15 protein-coding genes are annotated in these 12,802 nt (G+C 72.4%); 8 read left to right on the top strand and 7 right to left on the bottom strand.

What is annotated here, in order from left to right:
- Both C1I98_RS24595 and C1I98_RS24590 read left to right on the top strand, forming a co-directional pair.
- Positions 1 to 1,003: sensor histidine kinase (locus tag C1I98_RS24595; RefSeq protein WP_111169794.1), on the top strand; the 1,003-nt coding region annotated here is incomplete at its 5' end.
- A complete protein-coding gene (locus C1I98_RS24590) occupies positions 994 to 1,641 on the top strand; it encodes a response regulator transcription factor (RefSeq protein ID WP_111169793.1) in 648 nt (215 codons plus the stop codon). The genes C1I98_RS24595 and C1I98_RS24590, both read left to right, overlap by 10 nt.
- 43 nt (positions 1,642 to 1,684) lie before the next feature.
- Here the strand turns inward: C1I98_RS24590 and mihF are convergent, their stop codons facing one another.
- Together mihF and C1I98_RS24580 are read right to left on the bottom strand one after the other, a co-directional pair.
- Positions 1,685 to 1,990 (bottom strand): integration host factor, actinobacterial type, encoded by a 306-nt coding sequence (mihF, locus tag C1I98_RS24585; protein WP_111169792.1) that lies wholly within the window; start codon positions 1,988 to 1,990, stop codon positions 1,685 to 1,687.
- A 159-nt stretch (positions 1,991 to 2,149) separates the two neighbouring features.
- Positions 2,150 to 2,557 carry a GlcG/HbpS family heme-binding protein gene (locus C1I98_RS24580; protein ID WP_111169795.1) on the bottom strand — a complete coding sequence of 136 codons (408 nt, stop codon included), beginning with the start codon at positions 2,555 to 2,557 and terminating at the stop codon, positions 2,150 to 2,152.
- 121 nt (positions 2,558 to 2,678) lie between these two features.
- Between C1I98_RS24580 and C1I98_RS24575 the strand changes: the two genes are divergently transcribed.
- Positions 2,679 to 3,758, top strand: coding sequence for a phosphotransferase enzyme family protein (locus C1I98_RS24575; RefSeq protein ID WP_111169791.1), 1,080 nt, complete (start codon positions 2,679 to 2,681; stop codon positions 3,756 to 3,758).
- Positions 3,755 to 4,639, top strand: a complete 885-nt coding sequence (locus C1I98_RS24570; protein WP_111169790.1) for a ribokinase — start codon at positions 3,755 to 3,757, stop codon at positions 4,637 to 4,639. The genes C1I98_RS24575 and C1I98_RS24570 overlap by 4 nt, the downstream gene beginning before the upstream one ends.
- Positions 4,640 to 4,705: 66 nt before the next feature.
- Here C1I98_RS24570 and C1I98_RS24565 read toward each other — a convergent pair whose 3' ends face one another.
- The gene (locus tag C1I98_RS24565) at positions 4,706 to 6,688 is read right to left on the bottom strand and encodes a glycosyl hydrolase family 18 protein (protein WP_111169789.1); all 1,983 of its coding nucleotides are present in this window, start codon (positions 6,686 to 6,688) and stop codon (positions 4,706 to 4,708) included.
- Between the two features lie 320 nt (positions 6,689 to 7,008).
- Between C1I98_RS24565 and C1I98_RS24560 the strand changes: the two genes are divergently transcribed.
- Positions 7,009 to 7,971 (top strand): formylglycine-generating enzyme family protein, encoded by a 963-nt coding sequence (locus C1I98_RS24560; protein ID WP_111169788.1) that lies wholly within the window; start codon positions 7,009 to 7,011, stop codon positions 7,969 to 7,971.
- Positions 7,972 to 7,993: 22 nt separating this feature from the next.
- Here C1I98_RS24560 and C1I98_RS24555 read toward each other — a convergent pair whose 3' ends face one another.
- A complete protein-coding gene (locus tag C1I98_RS24555; protein WP_111169787.1) occupies positions 7,994 to 8,950 on the bottom strand; it encodes an SPFH domain-containing protein in 957 nt (318 codons plus the stop codon).
- A 187-nt stretch (positions 8,951 to 9,137) separates the two neighbouring features.
- On the opposite strand from C1I98_RS24555, the gene C1I98_RS24550 reads away from it, so the two are divergent.
- Positions 9,138 to 10,040, top strand: coding sequence for a phenylalanine 4-monooxygenase (locus C1I98_RS24550; RefSeq protein WP_111169786.1), 903 nt, complete (start codon positions 9,138 to 9,140; stop codon positions 10,038 to 10,040).
- 59 nt (positions 10,041 to 10,099) lie between these two features.
- On the opposite strand, the gene C1I98_RS24545 is transcribed toward C1I98_RS24550, so the two are convergent.
- On the bottom strand, positions 10,100 to 10,327 hold the full coding sequence (locus tag C1I98_RS24545) for a ferredoxin (RefSeq protein WP_111169785.1): 228 nt from the start codon (positions 10,325 to 10,327) through the stop codon (positions 10,100 to 10,102).
- 120 nt (positions 10,328 to 10,447) lie between these two features.
- On the opposite strand from C1I98_RS24545, the gene C1I98_RS24540 reads away from it, so the two are divergent.
- Entirely contained in the window at positions 10,448 to 10,714 is a 267-nt protein-coding gene (locus tag C1I98_RS24540; protein ID WP_111169784.1) for a DUF4031 domain-containing protein, read from the top strand.
- Here the strand turns inward: C1I98_RS24540 and C1I98_RS24535 are convergent.
- Positions 10,674 to 11,333: an HD domain-containing protein gene (locus tag C1I98_RS24535; protein WP_111169783.1), complete on the bottom strand. Its 660-nt coding sequence runs from the start codon at positions 11,331 to 11,333 to the stop codon at positions 10,674 to 10,676. The genes C1I98_RS24540 and C1I98_RS24535 overlap by 41 nt on opposite strands.
- 84 nt (positions 11,334 to 11,417) lie before the next feature.
- Between C1I98_RS24535 and C1I98_RS24530 the strand changes: the two genes are divergently transcribed.
- Complete coding sequence (locus C1I98_RS24530) at positions 11,418 to 12,242, top strand: SAM-dependent methyltransferase (RefSeq protein WP_111169782.1); 825 nt, start codon at positions 11,418 to 11,420, stop codon at positions 12,240 to 12,242.
- A 19-nt stretch (positions 12,243 to 12,261) separates the two neighbouring features.
- On the opposite strand, the gene C1I98_RS24525 is transcribed toward C1I98_RS24530, so the two are convergent.
- Positions 12,262 to 12,657, bottom strand: coding sequence for a ribosomal maturation YjgA family protein (locus C1I98_RS24525; protein ID WP_111169781.1), 396 nt, complete (start codon positions 12,655 to 12,657; stop codon positions 12,262 to 12,264).
- Positions 12,658 to 12,802 lie beyond the last annotated feature (145 nt).

Genomic DNA, 12,802 nt, shown 5'->3' with positions numbered 1-12,802 from the left:
CCCCCCAGAGACCGCGGGCCCCCTCCGCCGCATTGTCAACCCGATCACCAGCGGGCAGTCCTGGCTCGACCTGGTCTTCGGGATCGTGGTCTTCCCGTTCGCCATCCTCGGCTTCGTGGCCACCGTGGTCTGGTGGTGCGCCGCCGTCGTGGGGCTGACCTACCCGATCTACGGGTGGATCCTGTTCAACATCCCCGGCAACAACGGCCTGGCCCACGTGCTCGACCTTCCCGACATCTACCTCGTGGACGCCGGGCTCAACTTCGCCATCGGCGCGGCCGCCGCCATCACCATGCCCTTCGCGCTGCGCCTGGTGGCGCTGCTGCGCGGCGGGCTCGGCAGGGTCCTGCTGACCGGTGTGGCCGAGCTTCAGGAGCGCATCGACGACCTCGCGCAGGGCCGCGCCGCCGCGGTGTCGGCCGAGGCCACCGCGCTGCGCCGGCTGGAGCGCGACATCCACGACGGCCCGCAGCAGCGGCTGGTGCACCTGGCCATGGAGCTGTCCCGCGCGCAGCGGCAGATGGCCAAGGATCCGAACGCCGCGCAGACCACGCTGTCGGACGCGATCGTGGCCACCCGCGAGACCCTTGACGAGCTGCGCGCCCTGTCCAGGGGCATCGCCCCGCCGATCCTCTCCGACCGCGGGCTCGCCCCGGCCCTGGCGGCGCTGGCCGGCCGCTGCACGATCCCGGTGGAGATCGACGTGCAGACCACCGAGCGCTACCCCGCGGCTCTGGAGAACGCCATCTACTTCGTGGTCGCCGAGAGCCTGACCAACGTGGCCAAGCACAGCCGCGCCTCACTGTGCACGGTCACCCTGGTCCGCACCGGCGACGTGCTGCTGCTCACGATCGGGGATGATGGTGTCGGCGGCGCGCACGTCGCCAAGGGACATGGCCTGGCCGGTCTGGCAGACCGGCTGCGGGCGGTCGATGGCGATCTCGCCGTCGAGTCGCCGTCCGGAGGGCCGACGCTCATCGTCGCGGAGGTGCCGTGCGGGTAGTTGTGGCCGATGACGCCGTCTTGATCAGGGAGGGCCTGATCAGGTTGCTGGAGGAGTTCGGCTGCGAGGTCGTCGAGGCGGTGAGCGACGGGGAGAGCCTGGTCAAGGCCATCGTCGAGCACCGCCCTGACGTCTCCGTGGTCGATGTCCGGATGCCGCCGAGCTTCAGCGACGAAGGACTGCGGGCCGCGGTGGAGGCGCGTCGCCAGGTGCCGGGCGCACCGGTGCTGATCCTTTCCCAGTACGTGGAGGTGTCGTATGCCGACGACCTTCTCGCCGACGCCCGCGGCGCGGTCGGCTACCTGCTCAAGGACCGCGTCATCGACGTCGACGAGTTCCTCGCCGGCCTGCGCAGGGTGGCCGGGGGCGGCACGGTCTTCGACCCCGAGGTGGTGGCGCAGCTGATGGTACGACGGCGCCGCGACGACCCGCTGGCCCAGCTCACCCCGCGCGAACGCGAGGTGCTGGGCCTGATGGCCGAGGGCAGGTCCAATCCCGCCATCGGCCGGCAGCTCGTGATCACCGACAGCGCGGTGGAAAAGCACATTCGCAGCATCTTCGCCAAGCTCGGCCTGCACACCGAGGACACCGACCAGCATCGCAGGGTGCTGGCCGTGCTCACCTACCTGCGGTCCTGAGACGGCTCGCGGCGCGCGGGGGAGCGCGCCCGGCGCGAGACGATCAGGACAGCGCGTCGACCAGCTTGCGGCGCTGCTGGGCACCGAGGCCGCCGATCCGCCGGTTGGGATCGACGCCGGCCTGCTCCATCAGGGCGTTCGCCTTGGCCGGGCCGACCCCCTTGACCGCGCGCAGCGCCTGGGAGACCTTCGTCTTCTTGGTGATCTCGTCCTCGCGGTCCAGCAGGTCCGCGAACGACATCTCGCCTTTCTTGATCTTGGCCAGGAGGGCGGCGCGCGCGGCGCGGGCCTCGGCCGCCTTCTCCAGCGCCGCCTGGCGCTGCGCGCGGGTGAGTACGGGAAGGGCCATGGGTGATTCTCCTCCTCGGCGTCCTGGATCGCGTCTGTGTTACCCGTGATGCCGTTTCTAATCGTGGCGGACACGAGTTTTCCGCCTCCAGGCCCGCAAGGGAAGGGGTTTGCCGCCTCTCGGGCCGCTGGGACGGCCTTCAGGGGCGGTCCGGCGCGCTCATGAGGTCTCCCACAGCGCCACGGCCGCCTCGGCGCAGGCCACGTCCTGCTCGATGGTGCCGCCGCTGACCCCGACGCCGCCGATCACCCGGTCGCCCTCGCCGTGCTCGTCCCACAGCGGGACGCCGCCGCCGAAGCAGACGAATCCGCCGCCCGCCGCCAGGCCGTACAGCTCGCCGCCCGGCTGCACCAGGGGGGCGAGGTCGGCCGTGGCGATGCGATGGGCCACGGCCGTGTACGCCTTGCCGGGGGCGAGCGCCGGTCCGGCGATCTCCGCGCCGTCCATGCGCTGGAAGGCCAGCAGGTGCCCGCCCGCGTCCACCACGGCCACCGACACCACCGCCCCCGAACGGGCGGCCTCCTTGATCGCCGCTTCGCACATTCGCAGCGCAAGCTCCAGGTTCACGTTCGCGCGCCCTCCGCCCACCACACCCGCACGTCCGGCCGATTCGTTCCTACCTCGCCCGCCATCCCACCGCAAGATCGGACCGGGTGGGGAACCATGCCGTAGCTGATAGAAGAAGGGCATGCGGATTCACGATCTGTCCGCCGGTGACGGCGTGCTCTCCCGGGTCGCGGAGGTCGCCCGTGCGGCGCTCGCCCGCTACCGGCTGTCCCCCGCGGCGACCGCCGAGCTCATCAACGTGTCGGAGAACGCGACCTTCCGGGTGCTGGACCCGGAAAGCGGCGAGCGCGCGATCCTGCGGGTACACCGGCTCGGCTACCACTCGCGGGCGGCGATCGAGTCCGAGCTGGACTGGCTGTCGGCGCTGCGCCGCGACGAGGGGGTCACCACGCCGCGGGTGCTGCCCGCCGCCGGCGGCGACCGTACCGTCATCGTGCCCGACCCGTACGGCGGGCCCGCGCGCACCTGCGTGCTGTTCGAGTTCCTGCCCGGCGCCGAGCCCGGCGAGGAACGGCTGGCCGCCGACTTCGAGCGGCTGGGGGAGGTCACCGCGCGGATGCACCGGCACGCCAGGCGCTGGCGCGGCCCGGCCGGGTTCACCCGCTTCCGCTGGGACTACGACGCGGCGCTGGGCCGCGAGGCGCGCTGGGGCCGCTGGCAGGACGGCGCCGGGGTGCATGGGGAGGCGCGCGCCGTGCTGGGCCGGCTGGACGCGGCGCTGCGGGCACGGCTGGCCCGCGCCGGCACCGGCCCCGACCGGTACGGGCTGATCCACGCCGACCTGCGCCTGGCGAACCTGCTGGTGGCGGGGGACGCCCCGCCCAGCGTGATCGACTTCGACGACTGCGGCTACGGCTGGTACCTGTACGACCTCGCGGCGGCGCTCAGCTTCATCGAGCACCACCCGCTGGTGCCCGAGCTGATCGACGCCTGGACGCGCGGGTATCGGACGGTGGCCCCGCTTCCGGACGCCGGAGCGGCGGACATCTGGACGTTCATCATGTTCCGCAGGCTGATGCTCGTCGCCTGGATCGGCTCGCACCCGGCCGCGGGGGCGGCGCGCGAGCTGGGCGCCGGGTACACCGAGCAGAGCTGCGCACTGGCCGAGCGCTACCTGGCGGGCGAGTTCGCCGTCACCGGAGCCGTCACGCAGGCCGTCACCGGAGCCGTCGGCACGGCCGCCACCGGGGAGATCGGATGATCAGTGTTTTCGGCAGCGCCAACATGGACCTGGTGGCCTACGTCGCGAAGGCCCCCGGCCTCGGCGAGACCGTCACCGGGCGGGCCTTTCGCACGGTCCCCGGCGGCAAGGGGGCCAACCAGGCCGTGGCCGCCGCGCGGGCCGGGGGCCGGGTGGTGTTCGTCGGCGCGGTGGGCGAGGACGCGTTCGGGCCCGAGCTGCGCGGCGCGCTCGCCGGCGCGGGAGTCGATGTCACCCACCTGCGCACCGTGCCCGGCCCCTCGGGGATCGCGCACATCGTGGTGGAGGACTCCGGAGCCAACTCGATCATCGTCGTGCCGGGCGCCAACGGCACGCTCACCGGGCCGGGGGAGGCGGGCGCGGCGGCCATCGCCGCCGCCGGGGCCCTGCTCGTTCAGCTCGAACTCCCGATGGAGGCGGTCATCGCCGCGGCCCGGTGCGCGGACACCCCGGTCATCCTCACCCCGGCCCCCGCCGTGCCGCTGCCCGCCGAACTGCTCGACGCCGTGGACCTGATCGTGCCCAACGAGCACGAGGCCACGGCCATCACCGGGCACGACGACCCCCGGCGCGCGCTGTGCGCGCTGCTGGAACGCGTTCCGGAGGCGGTGGTCACGCTCGGCGCGCGCGGCGTACTGTACGGCGGGCGCGAGACCACTCCCGGCGGTCCCCTCCACGTGCCCGCCTTCCCGGTGACGGCCGTGGACACCACGGCGGCGGGCGACACCTTCGTCGGCGCGCTCGCGGTGGCCCGGGCCGAGGGCGGCGAGCCCGCCGCCGCGCTGCGGTTCGCCTCGGCCGCCGCCGCGCTGTCGGTACAGCGCGAGGGGGCCACCACCTCGATGCCGCACCGCGCGGCGATCGACGCCTTCCTCGCGTAGCGGCAAGCGGGGCCCGGAAACGGCAATGGGCCGGGGAGACGCGCTCCCCGGCCCCGCCGTACGGCCTTAGCCCAGGCCGCTCTTCATCGCGTTGATCAGCTCACCGTTGGTGGTGTCTCCACTGAGTTCCCAGAAGAAGGCGCCACCGTAGCCCCTGCTCTTCGACCAGCCCATCTTGCTGACGATGGTGGCCGGGGTGTCATAGCTCCACCACTGGTTACCGCAGAAGGCGTACGCGGTTCCGGCGATGGTGCCGTTGGACGGGCAGCGGGTCTTGAGGACCTTGTAGTCCTCGATGCCCTGCTCGTAGGTGCCCGGCGCGGGACCGGTGGCGGTGCCGCCCGGCTCCTTCTGCGTGACGCCGGTCCAGCCGCGGCCGTAGAAGCCGATGCCGGTGAGCAGCTTGTTCGCCGGGATGCCCTTGCCGATCAGGTGCGACATCGCCTGCTCGGTGTGGTAGCCCTTGATCGGGATGTCCGGGTAGTCGGTCAGCGGCGAGTGCGGGGCGGTCGGGCCCTTCGCCTCCCAGGCGCCGAAGAAGTCGTAGGTCATCACGTTGTACCAGTCGACGTACTGCGCCGCGCCCGCGTAGTCGGCCGCGTCCATCTTGCCGCCCTCGGTGCCGTCCGCGGTGATGGCCGCGGTGACCAGGTTGTCCGGGCCGAACCTGGCGCGCACCGCCTGCATCAGGTTCTTGAACGCCGCCGGGCCGCTGGTGTCACAGGTGAGGCCACAGGCGTTCGGGTACTCCCAGTCGAGGTCGATGCCATCGAAGACATCGGCCCAGCGCGGGTCCTCGACCAGCTTGTAGCAGGAGTCGGCGAACGCGGTCGGGTTGGCCGCGGCCTGGGGGAAGCCACCGGACCAGGTCCAGCCGCCGAAGGAGAACAGCACCTTCAGCTTGGGGTACTTGGCCTTGAGCTTGCGGAGCTGGTTGAAGTTGCCGCGCAGCGCCCCGGCGTCCCAGGTGTCGGACTGGCCGTCCACGCTCTCGCCCGCGCCGTAGAAGCGGTCGTAGTCGGCATAGGAGTCGCCGATGGTGCACCGGCCGCCCTGGACGTTGCCGAACGCGTAGTTGATGTGGGTCAGCTTGGCCGCCGAGCCGCTGGTGTCGATGTTCTTGACGTGGTAGCCGCGCTGGTAGATGCCCCACTGCACGAAGTAGCCGAGCAGCTTGTTGCCGCCGCCTGTGTCACCGCCGGTGGTCTTGGCGGTCACCGCGTTGCTGGCGCCCGAGCGGTTGCCCGCCGCGTCCCTGGCCTTGATCGTGTAGGTGTAGGACGTGTTGGCGGTCAGGCCGCTGTCGGTGTAGCCGGTCGCGGAGCCGTTGGTGGTGTTCACCAGCGTGCCGCCGCGGAAGATCTCATAACCGGTGACGGCCCGGTTGTCGGTGGCTGCGTTCCAGGCCAGCGTGATGGTGCTGCCGCTCGCGCCGGTGCTGCGCAGGTTGCCGGGCGTGGTGGGCGGCTCGGTGTCATCGCCGCTGCCGCCGCCGGTGGTCTTGGCGGTCACCGCGTTGCTGGCGCCCGAGCGGTTGCCCGCGGCGTCCTTGGCCTTGACCGTGTAGGTGTAGCTGGTGTCGGCGGTCAGGCCGGTGTCGGTGTAGCCGGTCGTGGTCGCGTTGGTGGTGGTGACCAGGGTGTCGCCGCGGTAGACCTCGTAGCCGGTGACGGCCCTGTTGTCGGTGGCGGCGTTCCAGGCGAGGGAGATGGTGGTGTCCGTCGCGCCGGTGCTGCGCAGGCTCGCGGGCACGCTGGGGGCCTGGGTGTCCTCACCGCCGCCCGACGACGCCTTCCAAAGGGCCGGTACGTTGGTGGGCTCCCAGCCGGGCAGGGAGGTGTGCGCCTGGCGGCACTCGTAGTCGACACCGTTGTAGGTGACGACGGCGCCTGCGGTGTAAGCGGTGTAGGGCGCCCAAGCCTGAGCCGCCTGCGCGCGAAGCGCGACCGGCGCGGCCGACGCGCCGGGCGCGACCGCGAACGCCGTACCCAGCGGGATCACCACCGCGACCGCCGCTGCCGCGAGGCGGGTGTAAATCCTAGAGTTCATTGTGTGCTGCTCCACGTCCGAATTGCGGTGTGGCGAGTTCTGATGTGGTGAGCGGCGTTGCTCACGCATGGCCCCCTGCGGATCGTCATCGGGGCGGTACGGGTGGTGATCGCGGCACAGGTCACTCCAAGCCGTCCGGAAGTCCGGCTAATTGTTAGTAAGGTTTCTTAAAAGTTTGGTGTGAAGGTAGCCCGGGATGCTGGCCCGCGTCAATGACATGGGCGCAACGGAGGGCAAGACCGCAGGCCCCGGGGGCGCGCGGAGGGCGGCGGTCCGGGATAATCGGCGAGGTGGCGAGTCCCGATCGCGAAACGGTGATGATGTCGAAAGAGCACCTACCGGCGTGCTGCGCGCCCTCCCGGGGCGAGACGGCGGCCGCACCTCTGCCGCTCGCCGAGCCTGCTCCGCGCCCCTCCGCCGCTCCGGCGGTGACCGGGGGAATGGTCCCGCTGCCCGGCGGGCCGTTCCTGATGGGCGGCACGGACGGCGAGGGGTTCCCCGCCGACGGGGAGGGGCCGGTGCGCGAGGTGCGCCTGCGGCCGTTCCGGATCGACGTCCACGCGGTCAGCAACGCGCGGTTCGCGGAGTTCGCCGCCGACACCGGCCATGTCACCGAGGCCGAGCGGTACGGCTGGTCGCACGTGTTCGCCGGGTTCCTGCCCGGCGCGCTGCGCCGCGACTCGCCCCGGGTGGCCGAGACCCCCTGGTGGTGCGCGGTGCGCGGGGCCGACTGGCGGCACCCGGAGGGCCCCGGCTCGACCGTGGAGGAGCGGTGGGACCACCCCGTGGTCCACGTCTCATGGAACGACGCCGCCGCCTACGCCCGCTGGGCCGGGCTGCGGCTGCCCACCGAGGCCGAATGGGAGTACGCCGCCCGCGGCGGGCTCTCCCGGCGGCGCTACCCGTGGGGTGACGAGCTGACCCCCGGCGGGCGGCACATGTGCAACATCTGGCAGGGCGCGTTCCCCACCAAGAACACCGCCGAGGACGGCCACCGCGGCACCGCCCCCGTCGGCTCATTCCCGCCCAACGGCTACGGCCTGCACAACGTCTCCGGCAACGTCTGGGAGTGGTGCGCCGACCGCTTCAGCGCGACCTTCCACATCGACGGCCCCCGCGACAACCCGGCGGGCCCGCCGGACGGCCCGGCCCGGGTGTTGCGCGGGGGCTCCTACCTGTGCCACGACTCCTACTGCACCCGCTACCGGGTGGCCGCCCGGATGGGCAACACCGGCGACTCCTCCTCGGGCCACACCGGCTTCCGCTGCGCCGCCGACGCCTGACCCCCTGACCCGCCGGGCGGGCTCACCGGCTGGGCACCACCACCGCGTCGGCGTTGCCCGGCGCGTAGACGGTGATGCCCCGGGGCAGCGACTTGAGCCTGTCGATGTCCGCGCACGCCGGGCACTTGTCGTAGCCCTCCTGGCGCGCCCGGTTGGCCTCGGACTCCGCCTCGGCCTGCGCGACCTTCGCCCTGGCCTCCGACACCAGGGCCGCCGCGGCGAGCGAGCGGTCCACGGCCTTCTGCACCTCGGCGGGAAGCGTGACCTTGACCAGGTTGAAACGGACGCCGGCGATGAAGTCACCGCCGAGCATGGCCGGCAGGTCGCGGGCCAGGCTGGCGTTGACGCCGTTCTGTACCTTGACCACGTTGGTCACGGTGTCGCGGACCTCCAGCCCCGCCTTGGCGCCGGTCTCCTGGACGAGCCCGCACGAGGCGACCAGTTCGGCGCACCGGTGCGCGCCCACCTGTACCCGCATCGCGTTGTCGATCACCGGCCGGACCGCCTGGCCGAAGAAGGCCGCCCAGCCCTCGTCGCCCTCCCAGGCGTGCCGGGCGTCGTCGTCCTGGCCGCGGAAGGTGCGCGTGCCGTACCGGTCGTCGAAGCGCCGCAGCGATTCGTGGTCGAGGTTGAGGGTGAAGTAGAGGGTGCCCTCGATGCCGAGGTTCACGCCGTCGCTGCTCGGCGTGGTCACCACGTCCACCCCGAGCGCGGTCGCTCGCTTGGGGTCGGAGGTGATGGTGTAGAAGCGCTGCTGGGCGGGGTAGGTGTGCACGCTGGACCACATCCCGGCCCAGGTGAGCCCGGAGCCGGGGTCGATGATCTGGCGTATCGCGTTGTCGTCGAACGGCCCGCCGTCCCGTACGACCGCGACCTCTCCGGCCGCGGTGCGCTCCAGGCCGCCGACCAGGCCGATCAGCGTGGGCAGCCCCACCACGGCCGCGATCACCCCGGCGATGACTCCGATCCTGTATGACATGGCGTTGCCTCCGTGAGGGGGGAGAAGCATCCCTCTTACGGTAAAAATTGTTGAACGATTCGACAAGTGAATTAGCCGACAATCTCGGCGGCACGAGTCGCTCGAGGGGGTGGCGCGGATCGTCCGAGGGGATAATGCCAGGTCAGAAGTGGTGTGCTTGTCTGGCTATGCGGTAATTAAGCAGGTTATGAGCGATGTGTGGCGCCGGACTCCCATCACCGTCGGCGGTGGCGTAGGCAGGGCCGCCGAGCATCCCGGCATGCGCGATCCGCGTTACCTCGCGCGCCGCAGATCCCTGGCCGCGCCGGCGCGGGGTCATCGGGTGGGCGACCCGTCGCCCCAGGTGCTCTACACCGAGGAGGAGCAGGCGACCTGGCGCGAGGTCCACCGGGCCTTGGCCGAATCCCAGCGCGCGCACGCCTGCCGTGCCGCGCTGGACGGGAGAGAGGCCGCCGCGATCCCCGCCGACCACATCCCGCAGCACGCGGAGATCGGGGCGCGGCTGCGGCGGCTGACCGGCTTCGACTACACACTGGCCGGGGGCGCGGTGGCCAGCCGGCGATTCCTGTGCTCGATGGCGCGCGGCTACTTCCACGCCGTGCAGTTCATCCGCCACCCCGCCGTACCCATGTACTCCCCCGAGCCCGACGTCGTGCACGACGTCTTCGGGCACGGGGCGCACCTCGCGCTGCCCGAGTTCGCCGCGATCTACCGGCTGGTCGGCGAGGCGGCGGCCCGTCTGGAGACGGAGGAGGCGCTGCAGATCGTCACCGACATCTACTGGTTCACCCTGGAGTACGGCGTCGTGGACGAGGGCGGGGTGCCCAAGGCGTACGGGGCCGCGCTGTTGTCGTCCTACGGCGAGCTGGGCAGGCTGGGCGGCTGCCGGCTCGCGGACCTGGACGTGCCCGGCATGCTGGCCACGCCGTACGAGATCTCCGGCTATCAACCGGTGTTGTTCCGTGCCCGGTCACTGGGTCACGTCGCCGACACGCTCGCCGGCTTCCTGGGCCGGCTGGACGACGGCGACGCCCCGGAGCTGCGCCGGGCGGCCGTGGCCGGCCGGCGCGCCGGGCGAAGCCGGTCCTGAGCGCCGCGTGGCCGGGCGGGAGCGCCTTCGCGCTCGGAAGGGCCCCGCCCGGGGAGCACTCAGGTCGTCGCCGACGACTCCTGCCTGGCATGGTCGTCCACGACCCGGATGGTGCCGCTGGGGCACCGGTCGGCCGCCTGCCTGGCCGCCCGCTCCTGGGCGGGTGTGGCGGGCTGGGCGAGGAGCACCACGGTGCCCTCGTCCTCGTCCTGGTCGAAGAGGTCTGAAGCGGTCAGCGCGCACATGCCTGCGCCGATGCATCGCTCCACGTCGAGTTCGATTCTCATCGGTGCTCCTTGTTCAGGCGTTCACTCTCCAGCATGTCAGGCCGGAGGCGCGCCCCGCGCAAGTCCCCGCAAGTTCGCGGCACGTATCCCGGTACGTCCGGTGCGTCTACCCTTGACCACGTGACCGTGCTGATCGATCCGCCCATGTGGCCGGGGCCGCGCGGGCTGCTCTGGTCGCACCTGGTCAGTGACACTTCGCTGGAGGAGCTGCACGCCTTCGCGGTACGGCTGGAGGTGCCGCCGCGCGCCTTCGACCGCGACCACTACGACGTGCCGGAGACCGTCCACGCCCGCGCCGTGGCCCTTGGGGCCGAGGCGGTGACCTCGCGGGAGCTGCTGCGAAGGCTCATCGCCTCCGGGCTGCGCCGGCGGCGGGTCCGCCGGTGAGCCGGTCCAGCTCGGCGGCCAGGTTCGCGCGGGCCGCCGCCTCCCACAGGTCGTGTCCCAGCGGGGTCCGGTAGAGCCGGGGCGCGGCGAGCAGGCGGCGCAGGATCTCCACCCGCCCGGCGCGGAACGCCGGGTCCGGCACATGCCGGTACTCCTCCCGCACCGCGCGGGCGTAGGCGTCGTAGCCGGGTCCGGCCAGGACCGCCAGGTCGGCGTCGCTCAACACCGCCCCGTCGGCGTCGCCGTCCGCGGGGTCGTGCGTCGCGGTCAGGCGTACCAGCCGGGCGGTGCGGGCGATTCGTGCGGCGGGCACCCCGCAGCGCGGCAGCAGCCGCAGCGCGAGCTGTGCGCTGCGTTCCTCGTCACGTCCCGCCAGGCCCTCGTGGACGGCGTCGTGGAACCAGGCGGCCAGCCGTACCGCGACCGGGTCGGCCGCGTGCCGTTCCAGCCGGCCGGTGGCGGCGAGCACCGCGCGCAGGTGGCCGAGGGTGTGGTACCGGCGGTGCGGCTCGGCCCAGCGGGCGACCAGCTCGGCGGCGACCGCGAGGGACGTGGGGGAGTCGCCGGCGAGCGCCTTCCAGCCGGTGGTGAGTTCGGCGCGTTCGTCGCTTTCGTCCACGAAAGCAGCATGACATGGCCGATCTGCCGTGATCGATGCTGACCCATGACACCGCGGCACGATCGGGGATGGTAATTTCCGATCATGGCAGACCGCCTGGAGTCCTCACCCGGGGAGCCCGCCGCCCCGAAGATCGACACGAGCCGCCCGCACTCGGCGAGGGTCTGGAACCACTGGATCGGCGGCAAGGACAACTACCCGATCGACCGGCAGGTCGGCGACCGGATCCGCGAGGTGTTCCCGGGGATCATCGAGGTCGCCAGGCACTCGCGGGCCTTCCTCGGCCGGGCGGTGCGCCACCTGGCCGCCGAGGCCGGAATCCGGCAGTTCCTGGACATCGGGACGGGCCTGCCCACCCAGGACAACACGCACGAGGTCGCCCAGCGGGCCGCGCCCGACTGCCGGGTGGTCTACGTGGACAACGACCCGCTGGTACTGGTCCATGCCCGGGCGCTGCTGATCAGTACGCCGGAGGGGGCCACCGACTACATCGACGCCGACGTCCGCGACCCCGAGCGCATTCTCGCCAAGGCCGCGCGGACGCTCGACTTCGACCGCCCGGTCGGGCTGATCCTGCTCGGCATCATGGGCAACGTCGCGGACGACGAGGAGGCGTACGCCATCGTGCGGCGGCTGCTCGCCGCCCTGCCGCCGGGCAGCCACCTGGCCCTCAACGACGGCACCGCCGTCTTCGACCAGGAGGGCGCAAGGACCGGCGAACGCCACCGCGCCGCCGCCGGCGACCCGTACCGGCTGCGCACACCTGAGCAGATCGCCCGCTTCTTCGACGGCCTGGAAATGCTGGAGCCCGGCCTGGTCCCGGTCTCACGCTGGCGTCCCGAGGCGACTCCCTTCGGCGCACCGCCCGAGGTCGACGCCTTCTGCGGCGTGGCCCGCAAGCCCGCCTGAGCCTTCTGGGGGCGGCCGGTCAGTGACGCCGGGCCAGGGTGTGCGCGATCAGGCCGCAGGCGGCGCCCACCGCGTACCACAAGAGGTCCGGGGGGTTGAAGGTGGTGCCGAGCGCCAGCCTGGCCAGCGGGCTTTCCTGGGACAGTGCCGCCGGTACGCCGGTGAGCTGCGCGAACTCCACGAGCCAGCTCACCCCGGCGGCCACCAGGGCGGCGACCGGCGGCCTGACCCTGGGCGCGGCCACGACGACCAGCGCGTAGATCAGCAGGGTGTAGAGCGCGTCGCCCGCGTACTTCGCGAAGTCGCCCTCGGCCAGGGCCCTGACCCCGAGCCCGGCCGCCACCGTGACCACCGCCGCCGCACCCGCGGCGAGCCGAGTACGCCCGATCCTGCCGCCCACTCCCGATCCACTCACCCCGGCACTGTACGGCCCGGCCCCCGGTGGAGGGAGGGGGTACCCTACGCGGGGATCTCAGCGGGCGATCGGCAGGTCATCGGCCTCAGGTGTTCGTAAGGGGCGTCCGCGCAGGGGCCGGGCCGTACAGTGCCGGGGTGAGTGG

This window comes from Spongiactinospora gelatinilytica, from assembly GCF_003236385.1.
In the GTDB taxonomy this organism is placed as follows: domain Bacteria; phylum Actinomycetota; class Actinomycetes; order Streptosporangiales; family Streptosporangiaceae; genus Spongiactinospora; species Spongiactinospora gelatinilytica.
Note: the sequence above shows the minus strand (reverse complement) of the source record. Positions and strands in the feature narration are given on the sequence as shown.